A 19,261-nucleotide genomic window follows, 5' to 3' on the forward strand; every position below is an offset into this window, starting at 1 on the left:
CTCAACGGGGCCGATGTAGGGGTGTCCGGGCCGTCCGATACCGCTGGTTCGCCCCCGTTGAGTCGATCAGTACGGTGGCGGCGGACAATCCGGTGGCTGGGTGTCGGGTGCGGGGCCGATGATGGGCCGGTGATCGAGACGTACCCGGTGCAGGGCCCTGTCCGCGCCAGCACCACCGCGCGCCGACAGCAGACCCGTCAGGGGCGCGGCTCGGCCCGCCACCGCTCGTCGTGACCGCCGCCTTCCTGGCCGGGCTGGTGGCCGGCTACGGGGTCGCCGTCCCGGTCGGTGCGATCGCGGTGCTCATCCTCGGGCTCAGCGCCCGTACCTCGTTGCGGGTCGGTGCGGCTGCCGCGTTCGGCGTCGCCACCGCAGACGGGCTCTACGCCGCCGTGGCGGTACTCGGCGGCGCGGCGGTGGCCGCCGTGGTCGCCCCGGTCGCCGGGCCGCTGCGGGTGGCGGCGGCGGTGGTGCTGCTGGTGCTCGCCGTCCACGGCGGCTGGCGGACCTGGCGCTCCCGACCGCCGTCGGGCGGGTCGGCGTCGGCTGGACCGGAGCCGCTCGGTCCGGGATCGGGTGGGTTCAAGCCGGGTGGGCTGGAGTCGGGCGGGTCGGAGCCGGGCGGGTCGCAGCCGGGGCAGTCGGGTCGGGGCGGTCCCGGGCCGGAGTCGGGCGGGTCGGAGCCGGTTCGGGGGATGAACACGCCGGCGCGCGCGTTCGTCGGGGTGTTGGCGCTGACTCTGCTCAACCCGGCCACGGTGGTCTACTTCACGGCGCTGGTCCTCGGCCGTGCCGATGCGGCGCGGGCGGCACCGGCAGCCGCCGCGCTGTTCGTCCTCGGGGTCTTCGTCGCCTCGGCGAGCTGGCAGTTGCTGATCGCCGGGAGCGGCACCCTGGTCGGCCGGGTGCTGGCCGGCCCGCGTGGTCGACTGGTGACCGGCCTGCTGTCCAGCCTGATCATCGCCGCCCTCGCCGTCGCCATGCTGGTCGTGCGGTGAACGGCCCCCACACCGGCCGCGTCGTTCCCGCCGGCCCCGACGGCGTCCGCCCGCCGGGCTGCCGTCGTGCGGTGGGTCGTCCACCGGGCCGCCGTCCGGCGTGCCGTACGGTCGGGTGATGAGCAGCCGACCCGCGGCCGGTGGCGGCCGGTGGATCGAGGTCGATCCGACCCGCGTCGCCCGCTGGGTGGCGGGTTTCGCCGACCGGCACGGCCCGCCCGTCGCCTCCCCGCAGGGGTACGGCCTGCTGCTCACCGCCGCCGACGGGGCGACCGCCGAGCTGCACCTCCCGCCGGGCGGCGGCACCGGGGCGGCGGCCCGGCAGGTCGACGACGTGCCGGGGTTCGTCGACGCCGCCGTCGCGCCCCGCCGGCTCGGGCTGCTGCTGGCCCGCAAGGGCGCGGTGGCGGTCGGCGTGGCGCTCGGCACCGAGCTGCTGGTCTCCAAGGTGGACACCCGGTACGTGCAGGGCCGCACCGCCGCCGGGGGCTGGTCGCAGCAGCGGTTCGCCCGGCGGCGGGACAACCAGGCCAGGGCGGCCCTGGGCGACGCGGCGGAACTGGCCGTACGGCTGCTGCTGCCGGAGGCGGCGACGCTGGCGGCGGTGGTCTGCGGGGGTGACCGGCGGGCCGTCGACACGGTCCTGGCCGACCGGCGGTTGGCCCCGCTCGCCGGGCTGCGGGCCGATCGGCTGCTCGACGTGCCCGAGCCACGGCACGCGGTGCTGGTCGGCGCGATCACCGCTGCCCGCGCGGTGCACATCCTGGTCCGCGACCCCGCCTGACACCGGGCCACCCGCCCCCGGGAACGACGGCGGCGGCCGGGGGGCGTGCGCCCCGCCGACCGCCGCGACCTGCCGACCCGGTGTCGGTCAGAGGCTGCCGCCGAAGGTGTCGCAGGACTTCGGGTCACCGGTGGTGTAGCCCTTGGTGAACCACTGCTTGCGCTGCTCGGAGGAGCCGTGGGTGAACTCCTCCGGGTTGACCGGGCGGTTGGCCCGCTTGGAGATGGCGTCGTCGCCGATCTTCTCGGCGGTGTCGATCGCCTGCGCGATGTCCTGCTCGGTGATGCTCTTGAAGATCTTCTGCCCCTGCTCGTCGGCGGTGCCGGTGGCGTTCTTGGCCCACGCGCCGGCGTAGCAGTCGGCCTGGAGTTCCAGCTTGACCGAGAGCGCGTTGGCGCTGCCCGGGTCCCGCTGCTGCTGGCGGCGCATCTGCGCCTCGGTGCCGAGCAGGTCCTGCACGTGGTGGCCGTACTCGTGGGCCAGCACGTACGGCTGGGCGAACTCACCCTCGGCACCGAGCTGGTCGGCGAGGGTCTGGTAGAAGGTCAGGTCGATGTAGACCAGGTCGTCGGCGGGGCAGTAGAACGGCCCGACGCCGGAGTCGGCCTGGCCGCAGCCGGTGTTGACGCCCTGGCTGAAGAAGACCGTCTTGGACGGCTGGTACTGCTGGCCGAACCGCTCGGGCAGGGCGGTGCGCCAGTACGCCTGGATCGAGTTGACGTAGAGGGTGTTGCGGCAGTCCAGTTGCTTGAGCGCGTCGTCGGCGGAGCACTTCTGGGTGAGTTCCGTGTTGTCGCCGGTCTCGGACCCGCCGCCGGTCATGGCGTTCAGCCCGAAACCGCCGCCCACCAGGGCCACCAGCACGGCGATGATCAGCCCGACGATGCCGCCGCGTCCGCCGCCGCCCGGGATCGGGATCGGGATGCCCCCGCCACCCCCACCGGACCCTCGCCGGTCGTCCACCTGGCCGGTGTCGATCCGCGCGTTCTCGTTCAGCTCCATGTTGACCCCGATCACCGATTCGTCACGTCTGAGGGTTGCGGTACCGGACCGGGTCCGGACGGCATTTTCGGTACCCGATGATCTTGTACGGTAATCCGGGCGGTGCGCGTCGGGCCGCCCGGTACACTTGTCGGGTGCTGCGCTGCGAAGGCTGAACCGCCCCGCGCCGACGGGAACCACTGACCCGCCGGCGCTTTCGCGTGCCCTGAGTCAGCCCTTCCAGACCCCCCGAGAGCGAGTACCGGAAATGATCAGTGTCACCGGCCTGGAACTGCGCGCCGGCTCCCGGATCCTCCTGTCCGACACCACCCTGCGGGTGCAGCCCGGTGACCGGATCGGACTGGTCGGTCGCAACGGCGCCGGTAAGACCACGACCCTCAAGGTACTGGCCGGCGAGGGGCAGCCGTACGCCGGGCAGATCGACAGGCGCAGCGCCATCGGCTACCTGCCGCAGGACCCGCGTACCGGCGACCTGGAGGTCACCGGCCGGGACCGGGTGCTCTCCGCCCGGGGGCTGGACGTGCTGATGGCCCAGATGAAGGAGATCGAGCAGCAACTCGCCGACGGCGTCGACGACAAGCTCGTCCGCCGCTACGGCGTGCTGGAGGACCAGTTCGCCTCGCTGGGCGGGTACGCCGCCGAGGCCGAGGCCGCCCGGATCTGCGCCAACCTGGGGCTGCCCGACCGGGCTCTCGCGCAGACCATCGGCACCCTCTCCGGTGGTCAGCGACGCCGCATCGAACTGGCCCGCATCCTGTTCCGCGACGCGGGGGAGAACGGCGGCGGCATCCTGCTGCTCGACGAGCCCACCAACCACCTCGACGCCGACTCGATCACCTGGCTGCGCGGCTTCCTCGCCAACCACAAGGGTGGGCTGATCGTGATCTCCCACGACGGTTCGCTGCTGGAGTCGGTGGTCAACAAGGTCTGGTTCCTCGACGCCACCCGATCCGTGGTCGACGTCTACAACCTGGGCTGGAAGGCGTACCTGGCGGCGCGGGAGACCGACGAGCGTCGTCGCCGCCGGGAACGGGCCAACGCCGAGAAGAAGGCCGGCGCGCTGATGGCGCAGGCGGACAAGATGCGGGCCAAGGCCACCAAGACCGTCGCCGCGCAGAACATGGCCCGCCGGGCCGAGAAGCTGATCTCCGGCCTGGAGGAGGTACGGGTCTCCGACAAGGTGGCGAAGGTCCGGTTCCCCAACCCCGCGCCGTGCGGCAAGACCCCACTGACCGCGACCGGCCTGTCCAAGTCGTACGGCTCGCTGGAGATCTTCACCGACGTGAACGTCGCGGTGGACCGTGGTTCCCGGGTGGCGATCCTCGGGCTCAACGGCGCCGGCAAGACCACGCTGCTGCGGATGCTCGGCGGCCTGCTCCCGCCGGACACCGGCGAGGTGCACGCCGGGCACGGCCTGCGGCTGGGCTACTACGCCCAGGAGCACGAGACGCTGGACGTGGAACGCACGGTGCTGGAGAACATGCGGGCGGCGGCGATCGAGCAGTCCGACACCGACCTCCGCAAGATTCTCGGTGCCTTCCTGTTCTCCGGCGAGGACGTGAACAAGCCCGCCGGGGTGCTGTCCGGTGGCGAGAAGACCCGGCTCGCCCTGTCGACCCTGGTCTGCTCCGGCGCGAACGTGCTGTTGCTGGACGAGCCGACGAACAACCTCGACCCGGTCAGCCGTGAGCAGGTGCTCGACGCCATCGCCAACTACCCCGGCGCGATCGTGCTGGTCACCCACGACCCGGGCGCGGTGCTCGCGCTCAAGCCCGACCGGGCCATCCTGCTCCCCGACGGCGACGAGGACGCCTGGAGCGACGACCTCCTGGAACTGGTCGAGCTGGCCTGATCCGGCCCCGACCCCGCCCGCGACGGCCGGCGGGGTCGGCTGCCCGGCCAACGGCCCGTGGCCGGTCCGGCCGGTGGTCAGCGGGCGAGGTCGGCCAGCCGGCCGAGGACGCCCGAGCCGACCAGGATCACCAGGCCGATGGCGACGAAGACGACCGGGACCAGCCAGTGCCCGGCCCGGCCGACCAGGTGGACCACCCGGGGGTGCCCGCCGAGCAGCGCGGCGGCACCGCACCAGACGGCGACCAGGAGCGCGAAGACCAGCAGGTAGACCAGTCCGGTGGCCGGGTCGAGGGCGCGGAACACCGGGACGTAGACGGCGATGTTGTCGGCGCCGTTGGCGACCGTCACCCCGGCGACCCCGAGCAGTCCGCCGACCACGGCCGGCGGCGAGTCGTCGTCGGTGCGGGCCAGCAGCGCCCGGACCCCGAGCGCGACCGGCAGCAGCCCGAGCAGGCCGGTCCACGGATCGGGCACCACCAGCAGGCCGGCGGCGACCACCAGGGCGGCCGCGACGAGGGTGGCGATGCCCAGGTACTGACCGGTGACGATCTGCCACGGGCGGGGTCGTCCCGTACCGCGGGCGGCCACGAAGAGTACGGTCAGCACCACGATGTCGTCGAGGTTGGTGGCGGCGAAGACGGCCGCCGCGCCGCTCACGTCGCCCAGCAGGTCGGTCACGACCGGCAGGCTACGGGCCGCCGACCAGGGCCACCAGGGCGCGCTAGCAGCCGTCGACCGAGTGCAGGGTCACTCTATCGGGTTGACGACACTGCATAGCGTGTCGGTTGGCGAAGAGTTGATATCTGGCGCATGATCGTTCGAGACGGTCTAATAGGTGGGACCGTATCGAACCGCACAGTCTGGGACGTGAGGAATCAGCATGGCAGCCACTGGCACAGCCACCAGCACTGAGAAGGGTCGCCGGATCGTCGGAGCCGAGCGTCAGACGCTCGCCAAGGACCTGGTAAAGCGGTACACCGGCGGGGAGAGCATCCGCGCGCTCGCCGCCTCGACCGGGCGATCCTACGGGTTCATCCACCGTGTGCTCACCGAGTCCGGTGTGCAGCTGCGGCAGCGCGGCGGCGCCCGGCGTCGCAAGAAGGCGTGACCCGCCCACCAGCGTCGTCCGTCAGCACGCCCCGGGCGGTCCGGTGACCGCCGAGACGACCGGGGTGCTACTGCACTGCGACGGGCCGGTCGCGACGGTCACGTTGTGCCGGCCCGACGTGCTCAACGCCCAGACTCCGGCGATGTGGCGCGCGATGAGCGACTTCTCCCGGGACCTGCCGGGCGACGTGCGCGTCGTGGTGGTACGCGGCGAGGGGCGGTCGTTCTCCGCCGGCCTCGACCTGTCGGTGGCCGGTGCCCAGGGGCCGGGTTCCTTCGCCGAGCTGTCCACCCTGCCCGAGCAGGAGTGCGCCGACCGGATCGCCGGTTACCAGCAGGGCTTCACCTGGCTGCACCGCCCCGACGTGATCTCGGTGGCCGCCGTGCAGGGTCATGCCATCGGCGCGGGCTTCCAGCTCGCGCTCGCCTGCGACCTGCGGGTCCTCGCCGAGGACGCCAAGCTGTCGATGGCCGAGGTCACCCTCGGTCTGGTCCCCGACCTGGCCGGCACGAAGCGGCTGGTCGAGCTGGTCGGCTACGCCCGCGCCCTGGAGCTGTGCACTACCGGCCGGCGGATGGACGCCGCGGAGGCCGACCGGATCGGCCTGGCCAACCTGGTGGTGCCGAACGCCGAGCTGGACGCGGCGGTCGGTGACCTCACCGCCGGCCTGCTCGCCGGCAACCGGGACGCGGTGGTGGAGATCAAGGCGCTGCTCGCCGGCGCCGCCGGCCGCTCCCACACCGAGCAGCAGCGGGCCGAGCGTGAGGCGCAGACCCGCCGGCTGCGTGACCTGGCCGGCCGGGGCGAGTAGCCGGCCGGCGGTCGGTAAGGACTGCCCGGGAAGAGCCGGGTTACCGCCGAGGTTGTCGTAGGCGTGGGGAGAATCGACCCCGACGGTGCGTGCCGCCACGACACGGAGGTGACCGATGTCCAACCCGATGACGGGCGGCAACATGGCCGGCTGGAGCATGCTCCGGTCGATCCGCCACGGCGACGAGGTCTCCGCCCACCGGCTCAAGCGCGGCACCGCCAAGCGGATCATGGCGTTCGCCCACCCCTACCGGCGGGACATCGTCATCTTCCTGGTGACCGTGGTGATCGCCGCCGTGATCGGGGTGGCCACCCCGGTGCTCGCCGGGCACGTGATCAACGCGATCAGCCGCGGCGGGCCGGAGGCCGGTGCCACGGTCGTGCGGTTCGCCCTGGTCATCGGCGGGCTGGCCGTCGCCGACGCGATCTTCTCCCTGGTCCAACGCTGGTACTCGGCCCGTATCGGCGAGGGCATCATCCTCGACCTGCGCACCAGGGTCTACGACCACGTGCAGCGGATGCCGTTGCAGTTCTTCACCCGCACCCAGACCGGGGCCCTGGTCAGCCGGCTCAACAACGACGTGATGGGTGCCCAGCGGGCGTTCACCTCCACCCTGTCCGGGGTGGTGAGCAACGTGATCCAGCTGGTGCTCACCGCCGGGGTGATGTTCACCCTCTCCTGGCAGATCACCACGCTCTCGCTGATCCTGCTGCCGATCTTCGTGATCCCCGCCCGGCGGGTGGGCCGGCGGCTGGCCGAGATCACCCGGGAGTCGTACAACCTCGACGCCAAGATGAACGCCACCATGACCGAGCGGTTCGGGGTGGCCGGGGCGCTGCTGGTCAAGCTGTTCGGCTCGCCCGGCGTGGAGGCGGGTCGGTTCGCCGCGCGGGCCGAGCGGGTCCGCGACATCGGCATCCAGTCGGCGATGTACTCACGCACCTTCTTCGTGGCGATGCTGCTGGTCGCCTCGCTGGCCCAGGCGCTCACCTACGGGCTCGGCGGCTGGCTGGCGGTCACCGGCGCGGTCAGCGCCGGCACCGTGGTCACGCTCGCCCTGCTGCTCACCCGCCTCTACGGTCCGCTGACCGCGCTGTCCAACGTCCGGGTCGACGTGATGAGCGCGCTGGTCTCGTTCGACCGGGTCTTCGAGGTGCTCGACCTGCGCCCCGGCATCGAGGAGAAGCCCGAAGCGGTGCCGGTGCCCGCCGGTGCCGGGCGGGTCGAGTTCCGCGACGTCCGGTTCCGCTACCCGGCTGCCGCCGACGTCTCGCTGGCGTCGCTGGAGGAGGTCGCCACCCTCGACCGGACGGCCGGCGAGCCGGTGCTCAAGGGGGTGTCGTTCCGGGTCGAGCCGGGGCAGATGGTGGCCCTGGTCGGGCCGTCGGGGGCCGGCAAGTCGACCCTGTCCATGCTGATCTCCCGGATCTACGACGTCACCGACGGCGAGGTGCGGGTCGGTGGGGTCGACGTCCGGGACGCCACCCTCGCCTCGCTGCGCGACGAGATCGGCGTGGTCACCCAGGACTCCCACCTGTTCCACGAGACGATCGCCGAGAACCTGCGGTACGCCAAGCCGGACGCCACCGACGACGAGATCTGGGCGGCGCTGGCCGGCGCCCAGGTGGCCGATCTGGTGCGTGCCCTGCCCGACGGGTTGGACACGACCGTCGGTGAGCGCGGCTACCGCTTCTCCGGTGGGGAGAAACAACGCATCGCCATCGCCCGACTGCTGCTCAAGGCCCCGTCGATCGTGATCCTCGACGAGGCCACCGCCCACCTCGACTCGGAGAGTGAGGCGGCCGTGCAGCGGGCGCTGGCCGTGGCGCTGACCGGGCGGACGGCGCTGGTGATCGCGCACCGGCTCTCCACGGTCCGCGACGCCGACCAGATCCTCGTCCTCGACGACGGCCGGATCGTCGAGCGGGGCCGGCACGACGAGCTGGTCGCGGTGGGTGGGCTCTACGCCGAGCTGTACCGCACCCAGTTCGCGGTCGCCGAGTCGCCCACGTACCCGGATGCCGTCGAGCCGGCCGAGCCGATCGTCACCACCGTGCCCATGGGCACCTACGTCGCCCAGGAGGCGCGACCTCCGGCTGTGGCCAACTGACACGTCCCCGGTCAGGGGGCGGCCGGCGGTGTCCGTGCGGACCGCCGGGTGGTGGGCGCCGGTCGGCGGCGTGTTGTCGCCGGCGATACGGGATCAGGCCGGGGGGAGCGGCCCCGACCTGGTCCCCATTCTGACGCAATTCCCACGCCGGGCGCCGGAGGACGCGGGTCACCGGCTGGTTGAACCGATGGCCGTCAATTCGGTGCCCGTTTCGTCATGCCGCGCGTACCACTCAGAAGTAGATCGTGCGGGCCTTCGTGTACGTCGTGTACTGGTTGCCCGGGTAGAAGGTGGAACCGGACACCGTGACCTCGATGTTGGTGAATCCATAGGCGGAGACGAGGTCGCCGGTGAAGGTCTCGCAGTTCTGGTAGTAGACGGTGTGCGCGGCGCTGGCGGTGCCGCCCTTGATGGTCACCTGGGAACTCGGGTAGGTGCTCTGCCCGCACAGCGTCACCGAGTAGGTTGCCTGGTTACTGCCCGTACCCGTGATGGTTCCGGTGGCGGTGCCGAGGGACTGGCTGTTGTTGTAGCCACCCTTGACCGAGACGGTGAACGGTGAGGTGCCGGCCTGGGCGCTGACCGCGGGCAACACGGCCACCGCGGCGGCCCCGGCGGCGCCCGCAGCCAACAGGCGGACGAAGCGGGAAGAACGGACTTGTGGCATAACTGCTCCCGACGTGAGGGGAAATGCGTTAACGGCGTGTAGCCGATTGCGGTTCCAATGTTAGACCAACGTGAACTCGAAAGCACGCGCGAAATAAATCTACGTCAATTGCAGTGGGACCCGTCGTTCGCAATTTATTGCCTTGATGTCGGCATTTACACGACACATCGTGAACGCGCGACGCGGCCTACCGTGAGTGCGGGGACGGTCGTGGTCAGCCGGCGGGGGAGGGCGGCAGGCCGGTCACCGCGGCGCGCAGCTCGCCGAAGGCGTCCCCCAGGGTCTGCGGGGTGAAGTGGGCGTTCAGGCCGCTCGGGTTGGGCAGCACCCACAGCCGCGCGCCGGCCAGCGGTTCCGGCTGCGGGCCGAAGCCGGCCCGGGGCCGGGCGAACCCGATCCGGTAGGCGGTCACCCCGACCACGGCCACCCAGGTCGGCCGGTAGCGGGTCACCTTGTCGGTCAGTGTCCGCGCGCCCGCCAGCAGTTCCGCCGGGGTCAGCTCGTCGGCCCGGGCGCTGGCCCGCGCCACCATGTTGGTGATGCCCAGGCCGAACCCGGGCAGCATGTCCTGCTCGCTCGGGTGCAGTTGGCGTGGGGTGAAGCCGCCCCGGTGCAGGGCCGGCCAGAAGCGGTTGCCCGGCCGGGCGAAGTGCCAACCGGTGGCCGCCGACCACAGGCCCGGGTTGATCCCGACGAAGAGCACCGTCAGCCCGGGGCCGATCACGTCCGGGATGGTGCGGTCCGCCGCCGCGGCCAGTTCCGCCCGGTCCGGCCGCCGCACCGGTCCGGAGGTGGTGCGGGCCGGTGCGGGGGTGGCGACAGGTCCCGTCGAGCGGCGTTGCGGGGTCACAGGCTGCGCAGCGCGCCGCCGTCGACCGGCACGCTGACCCCGGTGACGTAGCCGGCGGCGGGGGAGAGCAGGAACGCGGCGACCCGCCCGAACTCGGCCGGATCGCCGATGCGGCGCAGCGGGATGCCGGCCTCCGCGGCGGCGCGGGCCGTCTCGTCGTCGCCGAGCAGTTCCCGGTTGCGGTCGGTCAGGAAGCGTCCGGGCAGCAGGCCCAGCACCCGTACGCCGCGCGGACCGTGCTCGTCGGCCAGGTCCTTGGCCACCCCGGCGAGGCCGGGCCGCAGCCCGTTGGAGATGCCGAGGCCGGTGATCGGGGTACGGGCCGAGGTGGACAGCACCAGCCCGATCGCGCCGCCCTCGGTGAGCGCGGCGGCCACCGTCCGGGCCGTCCGCACGGTGCCCAGGAAGACCGTCTCGAAGGACTCCCGCCACTGCGCGTCGCTCACCTGGGCGGCGGTGCCGGCGGGCGGCCCACCCACCGAGACGAGCGCCCCGTCGAGCCGGCCGAAGTGTTCCCGGGCGGCGATCACCAGCCGCTCGGGCAGGCTCGGGTCGGCCAGGTCGGCGACGAGGCCGATGGCGTGCCCGGGCCCACCCAGCAGGTCGACCGCCCCGGCGACCCGCTCCGGCGTCCGGGCCGACAGGACCACCCGCGCCCCGTCGGCGACCAGGCACCGTGCGGTCGCGAAGCCGAGCCCCCGGGACGCGCCGGTCAACACGTACACCCGATCGGTGAGTCCGAGATCCATGCCGCCGATCCTGCCGTATCCGGCGGTGGCCGGCGCGGCGGCCCGGTGGTCAGCGGCGGGTGGAGCGCAGCAGGCGTACCCGGCCGGCGAGCTGGAGGGCGACGGCGTCGCCGCTGCGGGCCAGGGCCGGCAACCGGCGGCGGCGGGGCGGATGCCGGCCGTCGTAGCGGTGGGTGGCCTCGCGGGCGGCCAGCTCCTGTGCGCCGAGCGGGGGGAGGGCGCCCTGGTCGCGCAGCGTGCGGGCGAGGTCCCAGCCGTCGCGCAGCGATCCGGCGGTGGGCCGGCCGGCCGCCCAGCCGGCGAAGGTGGCCGGCCAGGTGTCGCCGAGCCCGGCGGCGAGCAGCGGCCAGTGGCGGGCGACCTCCCCGGCCCGCTTGCGTAGCAGTGCCCGCCGGGCGGCGTCGACCCGGTCGGTGGCGAAGCCGGCGGGCAGCGGAGCCCCGGCGACCAGGGCGGCGACCAGCGCGGCCTGTCGGGCGGCCAGCCCTTCCGGTCCGGTGGCGTCGGGCAACGGGGCCGACCCGAGGGGGTGCGTCGGGCTCATGTGACGACCGGGTGGCCGGCGGCGGTGGCGAGGGCGTCCAGCTCGGCCCGCAGCACGTCGGCGGGCGGGTAGTGGCCGTCGCGTTCCAGCAGCAGGGGCGGCGGCCGGCGGCCGGCGGCCAGCGCGCCGACCAGCTCCAGCACCTCGGTGGGCACCGGATCGGTGTGCGTGTCGTGGTAGAGCCCGCCGTGCTCGGCCCCGCCGGCCACGTGCACGTAGGCGATCCGTTCCAGCGGCAGCCGGTCCAGCAGGGCCTGCGGGTCCTGGCCCCGGTTGCGGGCGTTGGCATAGACGTTGGCCACGTCGAGCAGCAGCTCCGCGTCGGTGGCGTCGAGGATCTCGGTGAGGAAGTCCGCCTCGTCCAGCTCGTCGTCGGGCCAGTCGAACAGCGCCGCGATCGGCTCCAACGCCAGCGGCACCGGCAGCTCCGCCCGGGCCCGCGCGACGTTCGCCGTCACCGCCGCCACCGCCTCCCGGGTCCGGGGCAGCGGCAGCAGGTGCCCGGCCTCCAGCCCGCCGGCCCGGACGAACGCGATGTGCTCGCTGACCAGTGGCGCGCCGACCAGCTCGGCCACCCGGGCCAGGTGCGTCACCCGGGCCGGGTCGACCGGCTCCGCGCCGCCGAGGGAGAGGCGCACCCCGTGCGGTACGACGGTGACATCGCGCTCCCGCAGCGCGGCCAGCCCCGGTGGGAGGGGGCCGTCGGGGGCGAGCGACTCCGCCACCACCTCGACGAAACGCAGGCCGGGCAGCTCGGCGACGAAACCGGCGATCTCCGGCCGCCAGCCGATGCCCACCCCCTGCGGCCGGGTCATCCGCCGCACCCGCCGCCACCGCCGCATCCTCCGCCGCCGCCGCAGGAGCTGCCGCCACCGCACGACGAGCCGCTGTCGCCCGACGAGGTGCTGCCGCCGCACGTGACACCCGTGGAACCGGTGTAGCCGCTGCCGCTGCCGGCGTTCAACGCCTGCCGCTGGATCTCCGCCTGTGCGGCGAAGCCGGGGTCGAGCGCGTAGAGGGAGACGGTGCCGAACAGGGCCACCCCCATCGCCGCGCCGGCCGGACCGTAGGTCGCGTAGGCCGGGGCCGAGTCCGGGGCGAGGTGGTGGTTGCTGCTGCGCAGGCGGCTCATCATCACGTTCGCCGTCCTGGTCCGCCGGGGCGTGCGGGCCACCAGGGCGAACGCCACCCCGAGCCCGGCCAGGGCGAGCAGCAGCCAGCCGACCGGCCGGCCGTTGACCAGCCCGGAGACCAGCCGCACCACACCCAGGCCCAGCAGCACCAGCAGCAGGTTCCGTCCGCGCCGCAGGGCCCGTACCCCGTCGGCGTCGATCAGCAGGCCGCGCTGCTCCAACCCCTGCCGCAGCTCCTGCAGGGCGCGGGACACCCCGGCGTCGCGGCGCAGCTCGCGGGCGGCGACCGACCGGCGGGCGGCGTGCCGGATCGCGTGGTCGAGCGGGGTGAGCCCGTGGGGTGCCGACTCGGTGGCGGTCAACCGGCCGTTCGCCCTGACGTCGATCGCGCCGGCGCCGCGCAGCCCACCCAGCGCCGCCCAGATGGCGAGCTGGTCGCCGCCGTTGAGGTAGGCGACCTGCTGCGGACCGAGCTGTTCGGCGCCGACCGCGTCGGGTCCGGCGGCCGTGCGCCGCCGGTGCACCAGCACGCCGATCACGGCGACGACGGCCACCAGGAGGTAGAGCTTCAGGAAGAGCGGGCCGGGGATGCCCCAGGTGTCGCCCGCTGCGGCAAGGGTGTTCATGGGCTGCTCCTGTCGCGCGAGGGGGATCGCGGCCCCATTGTGGGACAGCCCCGCCACGCGGGCACGGCGGCGGTGGGCGAGTTACCGAGCCGAGACCTGCCCGCTCCCACGGCTGCCGCCCCGGGGTGGGGTCAGCGGCGGCGGACGGCCTCCTCGACCAGGTCCAGCACCGGCCCGAGATCGCCGGCGGGCCGGCCCATCGCCAGGTGCAGCACCAGCCCGTCGTACGCCAGCTCCAGGAACTGGGCCAGCACGTCGATGTCGATGTCCTCGCGGAGCACCCCGGCCTCGCGTTGCCGCGCGAGCCGGTCCCGGGTCGCCTCGGCGATGGCGGCCGACCGTTGCGCCCACCGGCTGGCGAACGCCGGGTCGGTACGCAGCCGGCGGGACACCTCCAGTTGGCTGCCCAGCCAGCCGGTGGTGTCCGGGGAGACCGCGCGGGCGAGCAGGTCCCGCATCACCTGGACGAGGCCGTTGCGGGCCACCGTGGCGACCATCGCGGCGGCGTCGTCCTCGGCGACGGCGAGGAAGAGCGAGTCCTTGTCGCGGAAGTGGTGGAAGATGGCGCCCCGGGACAGCCCGGTGGCCTCCTCCAGCCGGCGCACGGTGGCTCCCTCGTAGCCGTGCCGGGCGAAACAGGCTCGGGCCGCGCCGAGGATCTCCTGGCGGCGCGCGTCGAGCTGGTCCTGACTTACTCTGGGCACGGGTCGATCGTCGCAGGTGACCGTGCGCAAGGCAAACCGTACGTACGGCTTGCTATTGGCCGTCACCTCGGCCTGCCGGACGCGCGTCCGGTTAGGATCGGCCGGTGGCGACAGCCCTGGTCACCTCCCCCCACCCGTGCCCCGCACCCGCCCGACCCCGGCCGCCCGACGGCCGACGACGGGTGGTTCGACCCTGTCGGCGGCGGTCCCCTCTCCCGTAAGGTGCCTCAGTGCCGTTGCTCCTGCTCGACCTGGACAACACCCTGCTCGACCGGGCCGGGCCGTTCCGCGCCTGGGCCGAGGGTTTCCTGGCCGAGATCGGCGCGCCGGCCACCGACATCGACTGGCTGCTGTCCATCGACGCCGACGGCCTGACCGACCGGTGGGACATCGCCGACGCCATCCGGGACCGGTACGCGCTGCGCATCCCCTCCATCGACCTGGTCGAGGAGCTGCACGACGGGGTGGTCGGCTACACCCGGCTGGATCCGCTGGTGGCCTGCGCGCTGCGGATCGCCGACGACGCGGGGTGGCTACCGGTGGTGGTCACCAACGGTTCGGTCCGGCTGGAGGACGCCAAGATCCGGCAGACCGGCCTGGACCGTTACGTCGCCGACTGGGTGATCTCCGAGGAGGCCGGTGTCAGCAAGCCCAACCCCCGGATCTTCGCGCTGGCCGCCCAGCGGGCCCGGCTGCCGCTGCGCGGCGCGTGGGTGGTGGGCGACAGCCCGGAGGCGGACATCGGCGGGGCCGCCGCGGTCGGCCTGCCCAGCGTCTGGCTGCACCGGGGTCGGAGCTGGACCGACACCCGGTTCGCCCCCACCCGTACCGTCGACTCGTTGATCGCGGCCGTCTCGGTGGTGCTCGCCGGCGGGTAAATCGGTTGTGTCCCGCGCGGGGCGTCGGCCAGCATGGGCCGGCGCGCACGCGCAGCCGGGCGGGGCCCGGTCGAGGAAAGGGGGTCGGTCATGGCCGTCTTCGCAGGGTCGTACCACCTGCCTCCATCAGCCTCGATCAAGGGATCACCAGCACCGTGCGCGAACACGACATCCCGGCGCCGCAGCGCCGTGGCCGCGGCAAGAGCCGCTTCGACGACGACGAGACACCCCTTCTGACGTACGGCCGGCAGCCGGCCGGCACCGCACCCGAGGACGAACCCGACCCCGAGCCGGAGGACCACTGGTCCTCCTGGGACCAGGCCGTGCACGGGCCCGAACCGCACCCGCGGTGGCTGGTCACCGAGCTGGCCGCCCGGGACACCGACCTCGGCGTGCTCAAGACCGGCAAGGAGGCGGACGTCCACCTCGTCCGCCGGGCGGTGCCCGACACCGACCGGTCCTGCCTGCTGGCGGTCAAGCGCTACCGCGACGCCCAGCACCGGCTCTTCCACCGTGACGCCGGCTACCTGGAGGGACGCCGGGTCCGCCGGTCCCGGGAGAACCGGGCGATGGCCGGCCGGACGGCGTTCGGCCGGCAGATGATCGCCGGTCAGTGGGCGGCGGCCGAGTTCGCCGCGCTGTCCCGGCTCTGGGAGGTCGGGGCGGAGTCCGGGCGGATCGCCGTGCCGTACCCGGTACAACTGCTCGGCACCGAGCTGATGCTGGAGTTCGTCGGCGACCCCGACGAGGGGACCGCCGCACCCCGGCTGGCCCAGGTACGCCCCGACCCGGACGAGCTGCGCTCCCTCTGGGAGCAACTGGTGGACGCCCTGATGGTGCTGGCCCGGGCCGGCTACGCCCACGGCGACCTGTCGCCGTACAACCTGCTGGTGCACGCGGGGCGGCTCGTCATGATCGACCTGCCGCAGGTGGTCGACGTGGTGGCCAACCCGCAGGGGCCGGAGTTCCTGGCCCGCGACGTGCGGGTGGTGGCGACCTGGTTCACCGCCCGGGGCCTGCCCGCCGCCGACACCGATCCGGCTGCCCTCACCGCGCTGCTGCTGCGGGAGGCGGGGATGCGCTGACGCGGCGACGCCCCGGACGGCCGACGGCCGTCCGGGGCGTCGGGGGCGTCACTGGAGGTAACGCTCGACCTCCGACACCGGCCGGGCCCCCTGTGCCTCCGGGTCGCCGTGCGCCTCCCGGGCCGCCCGGCGGCGGCGCAGCAGGTCCCAGCACTGGTCCAGGGACTCCTCCAGCGCGCGCAGTTGTTCCTTGGCCTCGTCGTCGGTGCCGGATTCGTGGGCCTGGGCCGCCGACCGGAGCCGGTGCTCCTCGTCGACCAGTTCCGAGATCCGGTGCAGGATGCTCTTGTCGTCCATGCCCCTGAGCCTGGCACAGCGGGGTCGGCCGCGCCCGCGATCGGGGTCGGTCGTCCCGGCGACGGTCCCGTCCGACCCGCCGCCGGCCCGGCACCGCCGTCGGGCCGCTACCATCCATGGTGGTCACCATCGCCTCCGACCTGCGGCACCGGCCCCGCCTCCATGATCAGCATGGCTTGAGCGATGGTGCTGCCGACTGCTAGCGTGCGCCGGGTTCAGGTGTGTCGTGACGCGTCGGGCGTCCGGCGGCCACGGTCCGGCCCGGGGGCGGTGTGATGGGTTCCGGCAGCACACGTCTGCGTACCAAAATCGTCGCCCTGCTCACCTCGCTCGTCGCGCTCTGGTCCTTCGCGGCCTGGGTGACCGTCCAGGACGGCTTCACCCTGCTGTTCGTGCAGACGCTCAACAGCCGGGTGGCCGACCCGGGCCAGGCGCTGCTCACCGCGTTGCAGGACGAGCGCCGGCTCGCCAACGCCTACCTGGGCGAACGCGGCCAGCCGCAACTCGACGCCCTGACCGCCCAGTGGCAGCGCACCGACCTGGTGTCGGACGACTTCGGCACGTCGGTGGGCAGTTGGCAGGCCGAGCTGGCCACCGGGGAGGACACCCGCCGCCGGGTGGACGAGGTGCTGACCGGGCTCAGTGGTCTCACCGGCGTGCGGGAGTCGGTGCGCGACGCGGGGGTGAACCGGGCCGAGGCGTCGGCCGCGTACACCGCCATCCTGGCCGCGGTGCTGCGGATGTACGGCTCGCTCGGCCAGCTCGACGATCCGCGGATCGCCGCCGAGAGCGAGACCCTGGTCGACCTCTACCAGGTGCGGGAACTGATCTCCCAGCAGGACGCCCTGATCACCGGGGTGCTCGCGGCGGGCCGGATGACCGGCGACGAGTACGCCCGCTTCGCCCAGCTGGTCGGCGCCCAGCGCTACCAGACCGCGGAGGCGGCCGGCGAGCTGTCCCCGGCCGACCGGGTCCGCTACGACCAGCTCGCCGGCTCCGACGCGGTGGCCCGGTTCCGGGTGCTGGAGGACCGGGTGATCCAGCAGGCCCGGTCGGGGGCCACCCTGCCGTTGACCGCGCAGGAGTGGCAGTCGACCGTCGGGCCGGCGATGCAGGCCCAGGTGGACTTCGGGGTGACCATCGGCGACGCACTGATCGACCGGGCCACCCCGGTCGCGGTGGGCGTCATCGTCCGGCTGGTGCTCGCCGCCGGCCTCGGCCTGATCGCCGTCGTCGCGTCCATCGTGGTGTCGATCAGCACCGCCCGGCACCTGGTCCGCCAGGTGGCCCGGCTGCGGGACGCCGCGCTGCGGCTGGCCCACGAGCGGCTGCCCGGGGTGGTGGACCGGCTCGGCCGGGGCGAGGACGTCGACGTGGCCCGCGAGGCCCCGCCCCTGGACTTCGGCGACGACGAGATCGGCCAGCTCGGGCGGGCGTTCAACGCCGTGCAGGAGACCGCCGTGCGGACGGCGGTGGAGCAGGCCGAGCTGCGTCGCAACGTCCGGGGGGTGTTCCTCAGCCTGGCCCGGCGGACCCAGGCGCTGGTGCACCGCCAGCTCACCCTGCTCGACGCGATGGAGCGGCGCGAACACGACGCCGAGGAACTGGAGGACCTGTTCCGGGTGGACCACCTGGCCACCCGGATGCGGCGCAACGCGGAGAACCTGATCGTGCTCTCCGGCGCCACCCCGGGCCGGGCCTGGCGGCGCAACGTGCCCATGGTGGACGTGGTGCGCGGCGCGGTCGCCGAGGTCGAGGACTACACCCGGGTGGACGTGCTGCCGCTCGGGCCGGTCGCGCTCGCCGGCCGGGCGGTCGGTGACGTGATCCACCTGCTCGCCGAGCTGATCGAGAACGGGCTGTCCTTCTCGCCGCCGAACACCACGGTGGAGGTGCGGGGTCGACTGGTGACCGCCGGGTACGCCATCGAGATCGAGGACCGTGGCCTGGGGCTGACCGGGGAGGAACTGGTCGCGGCGAACCGCCGGATCGTCGACCGTTCCGAGTTGAACCTGGCCGACGCCGCCCGCCTCGGCCTGTACGTGGTGAGCCGGCTGACCGAGCGGCACGGGGTGAAGGTGCAGCTCAAGGAGTCCGCCTACGGGGGCACGACCGCAGTGGTGCTGATCCCGTCGGAGCTGGTGGTGCCCGGTGACCCGAGCCCGTCCGGCGCCCAGCCGGTCCTCGCCGCCGGCCCGGTCACCGCCGCCGCGCCGCCGACCCTCGCGGCCCCGCCACCGGCCACCGCGCCGCCGGTCCCGGCCGCCGCGCCGCCGACCGCCGCGACAGCGCCGCCGGCCACCCCGTCGCCAGCCGGTACGACCACGTCGGCGGCCCCGTGGGCTGTCCCGCCGTCGGGCGCGGTGACCCCGGCCGGGCTGCCCGCCCGCTCCCGCAAGCGGCCCCCGCGCCCGCCGGGCCCGGCCGCCGCCCCGCCACCGGTCAGTGACGCGCTGCACGGGCCGACCGTCCCGACCGGCCTGCCGGTCACCGGTTTCCGACCGTCCACCCCGGAGCCTGCGGCCACCGACGCACCCCCACCCGGCGGGCGGTGGACGGCCATGTCGGCCGATCCCGGACCCGCCCCGGCGACCGCCGGCCCGGTGGACGCGGGCCTGGTCGACGCGGGTCCGGTGGACGCGGGTCCGGTCGACACCGGCACGGTCGACGACGCCGGACCGGTCGACACCGACCCGGCCACGAGCCGGTCGGGCGGCTCAGACCCGGCCGACCGGGCGACCGGGGACGGGCGGACGGCGGACGACGGTGTCGACCCGCCGTCGCCTACTGTGGAAGGGCCGGTGACCGACGCGGGACTGCCGGTGCGGGTGCGCCAGGCGAACCTGGCACCCGGGCTGCGGGCCTCGCCGAGCGCCGGGGAGACCGCGGCCGCAGGCACCCCGCGGCGTGCTCCCGAGCAGATACGCCAACTGATGAGCGCCTACCAGTCGGGCACCCGACGCGGTCGCAGCGACGCGGCCCGGCTGCTGGAGGGCACCCGCGCCGGCGACCGGCCGGACGCTGCGGACAACCCGGCGGGCTGACGGCGTCGCGACGGATG

19 protein-coding genes are annotated in these 19,261 nt (G+C 74.0%); 9 read left to right on the top strand and 10 right to left on the bottom strand.

Annotation, left to right across the window (positions count from 1 at the left end; translation table 11 throughout):
- Positions 1 to 230: 230 nt before the first annotated feature.
- Both ACN265_RS08300 and ACN265_RS08305 read left to right on the top strand, forming a co-directional pair.
- Complete coding sequence (locus tag ACN265_RS08300; protein ID WP_421406608.1) at positions 231 to 998, top strand: LysE family transporter; 768 nt, start codon at positions 231 to 233, stop codon at positions 996 to 998.
- 118 nt (positions 999 to 1,116) lie between these two features.
- Positions 1,117 to 1,782 carry an acVLRF1 family peptidyl-tRNA hydrolase gene (locus tag ACN265_RS08305; RefSeq protein ID WP_421406610.1) on the top strand — a complete coding sequence of 222 codons (666 nt, stop codon included), beginning with the start codon at positions 1,117 to 1,119 and terminating at the stop codon, positions 1,780 to 1,782.
- A gap of 87 nt (positions 1,783 to 1,869) precedes the next feature.
- Here the strand turns inward: ACN265_RS08305 and ACN265_RS08310 are convergent, their stop codons facing one another.
- Positions 1,870 to 2,784 carry a neutral zinc metallopeptidase gene (locus ACN265_RS08310; protein ID WP_357932017.1) on the bottom strand — a complete coding sequence of 305 codons (915 nt, stop codon included), beginning with the start codon at positions 2,782 to 2,784 and terminating at the stop codon, positions 1,870 to 1,872.
- A gap of 247 nt (positions 2,785 to 3,031) precedes the next feature.
- Between ACN265_RS08310 and ACN265_RS08315 the strand changes: the two genes are divergently transcribed.
- Positions 3,032 to 4,636 (top strand): ABC-F family ATP-binding cassette domain-containing protein, encoded by a 1,605-nt coding sequence (locus ACN265_RS08315; RefSeq protein WP_421406612.1) that lies wholly within the window; start codon positions 3,032 to 3,034, stop codon positions 4,634 to 4,636.
- Positions 4,637 to 4,713: 77 nt separating this feature from the next.
- On the opposite strand, the gene ACN265_RS08320 is transcribed toward ACN265_RS08315, so the two are convergent.
- Positions 4,714 to 5,316: a cadmium resistance transporter gene (locus ACN265_RS08320; protein ID WP_307826230.1), complete on the bottom strand. Its 603-nt coding sequence runs from the start codon at positions 5,314 to 5,316 to the stop codon at positions 4,714 to 4,716.
- Between the two features lie 202 nt (positions 5,317 to 5,518).
- Here ACN265_RS08320 and ACN265_RS08325 point away from each other — a divergent pair, with 202 nt between their 5' ends.
- The 3 genes from ACN265_RS08325 (at position 5,519) to ACN265_RS08335 (ending at position 8,667) form a co-directional block, all read left to right on the top strand.
- Entirely contained in the window at positions 5,519 to 5,746 is a 228-nt protein-coding gene (locus ACN265_RS08325; protein ID WP_007072022.1) for a helix-turn-helix domain-containing protein, read from the top strand.
- A gap of 43 nt (positions 5,747 to 5,789) precedes the next feature.
- Positions 5,790 to 6,557, top strand: coding sequence for an enoyl-CoA hydratase/isomerase family protein (locus ACN265_RS08330; RefSeq protein WP_421406616.1), 768 nt, complete (start codon positions 5,790 to 5,792; stop codon positions 6,555 to 6,557).
- Between the two features lie 127 nt (positions 6,558 to 6,684).
- A complete protein-coding gene (locus ACN265_RS08335) occupies positions 6,685 to 8,667 on the top strand; it encodes an ABC transporter ATP-binding protein (protein ID WP_421411424.1) in 1,983 nt (660 codons plus the stop codon).
- 232 nt (positions 8,668 to 8,899) lie between these two features.
- Here ACN265_RS08335 and ACN265_RS08340 read toward each other — a convergent pair whose 3' ends face one another.
- The 7 genes from ACN265_RS08340 to ACN265_RS08370 all read right to left on the bottom strand — a co-directional run bounded on the left by ACN265_RS08340 (position 8,900) and on the right by ACN265_RS08370 (position 13,940).
- On the bottom strand, positions 8,900 to 9,334 hold the full coding sequence (locus tag ACN265_RS08340) for a hypothetical protein (RefSeq protein ID WP_420119019.1): 435 nt from the start codon (positions 9,332 to 9,334) through the stop codon (positions 8,900 to 8,902).
- Between the two features lie 214 nt (positions 9,335 to 9,548).
- Entirely contained in the window at positions 9,549 to 10,115 is a 567-nt protein-coding gene (gene mug, locus ACN265_RS08345; RefSeq protein ID WP_421411426.1) for a G/U mismatch-specific DNA glycosylase, read from the bottom strand.
- Between the two features lie 65 nt (positions 10,116 to 10,180).
- Positions 10,181 to 10,933 carry an SDR family oxidoreductase gene (locus tag ACN265_RS08350; protein WP_377684696.1) on the bottom strand — a complete coding sequence of 251 codons (753 nt, stop codon included), beginning with the start codon at positions 10,931 to 10,933 and terminating at the stop codon, positions 10,181 to 10,183.
- 49 nt (positions 10,934 to 10,982) lie between these two features.
- Positions 10,983 to 11,477: a hypothetical protein gene (locus ACN265_RS08355; RefSeq protein WP_421406619.1), complete on the bottom strand. Its 495-nt coding sequence runs from the start codon at positions 11,475 to 11,477 to the stop codon at positions 10,983 to 10,985.
- Positions 11,474 to 12,292 (bottom strand): DUF692 domain-containing protein, encoded by an 819-nt coding sequence (locus ACN265_RS08360; protein WP_421406621.1) that lies wholly within the window; start codon positions 12,290 to 12,292, stop codon positions 11,474 to 11,476. The genes ACN265_RS08355 and ACN265_RS08360 overlap by 4 nt, the downstream gene beginning before the upstream one ends.
- Entirely contained in the window at positions 12,289 to 13,236 is a 948-nt protein-coding gene (locus tag ACN265_RS08365) for a TIGR04222 domain-containing membrane protein (protein WP_421406623.1), read from the bottom strand. The genes ACN265_RS08360 and ACN265_RS08365 overlap by 4 nt, the downstream gene beginning before the upstream one ends.
- Positions 13,237 to 13,367: 131 nt before the next feature.
- On the bottom strand, positions 13,368 to 13,940 hold the full coding sequence (locus ACN265_RS08370; RefSeq protein WP_204926115.1) for a TetR/AcrR family transcriptional regulator: 573 nt from the start codon (positions 13,938 to 13,940) through the stop codon (positions 13,368 to 13,370).
- Positions 13,941 to 14,170: 230 nt separating this feature from the next.
- Between ACN265_RS08370 and ACN265_RS08375 the strand changes: the two genes are divergently transcribed.
- Together ACN265_RS08375 and ACN265_RS08380 are read left to right on the top strand one after the other, a co-directional pair.
- Positions 14,171 to 14,818 carry an HAD family hydrolase gene (locus ACN265_RS08375; RefSeq protein WP_204926116.1) on the top strand — a complete coding sequence of 216 codons (648 nt, stop codon included), beginning with the start codon at positions 14,171 to 14,173 and terminating at the stop codon, positions 14,816 to 14,818.
- Between the two features lie 155 nt (positions 14,819 to 14,973).
- A complete protein-coding gene (locus tag ACN265_RS08380) occupies positions 14,974 to 15,903 on the top strand; it encodes a serine protein kinase RIO (protein ID WP_204926117.1) in 930 nt (309 codons plus the stop codon).
- 48 nt (positions 15,904 to 15,951) lie between these two features.
- On the opposite strand, the gene ACN265_RS08385 is transcribed toward ACN265_RS08380, so the two are convergent.
- Positions 15,952 to 16,200 carry a DUF2630 family protein gene (locus ACN265_RS08385; protein WP_088645025.1) on the bottom strand — a complete coding sequence of 83 codons (249 nt, stop codon included), beginning with the start codon at positions 16,198 to 16,200 and terminating at the stop codon, positions 15,952 to 15,954.
- 275 nt (positions 16,201 to 16,475) lie between these two features.
- Between ACN265_RS08385 and ACN265_RS08390 the strand changes: the two genes are divergently transcribed.
- Positions 16,476 to 19,244 carry a nitrate- and nitrite sensing domain-containing protein gene (locus ACN265_RS08390; RefSeq protein WP_421406626.1) on the top strand — a complete coding sequence of 923 codons (2,769 nt, stop codon included), beginning with the start codon at positions 16,476 to 16,478 and terminating at the stop codon, positions 19,242 to 19,244.
- Positions 19,245 to 19,261: the final 17 nt, after the last annotated feature.

The sequence above is a fragment of the Micromonospora sp. WMMD730 genome (assembly GCF_049178955.1).
Classification (GTDB): Bacteria; Actinomycetota; Actinomycetes; order Mycobacteriales; family Micromonosporaceae; genus Micromonospora; species Micromonospora wenchangensis.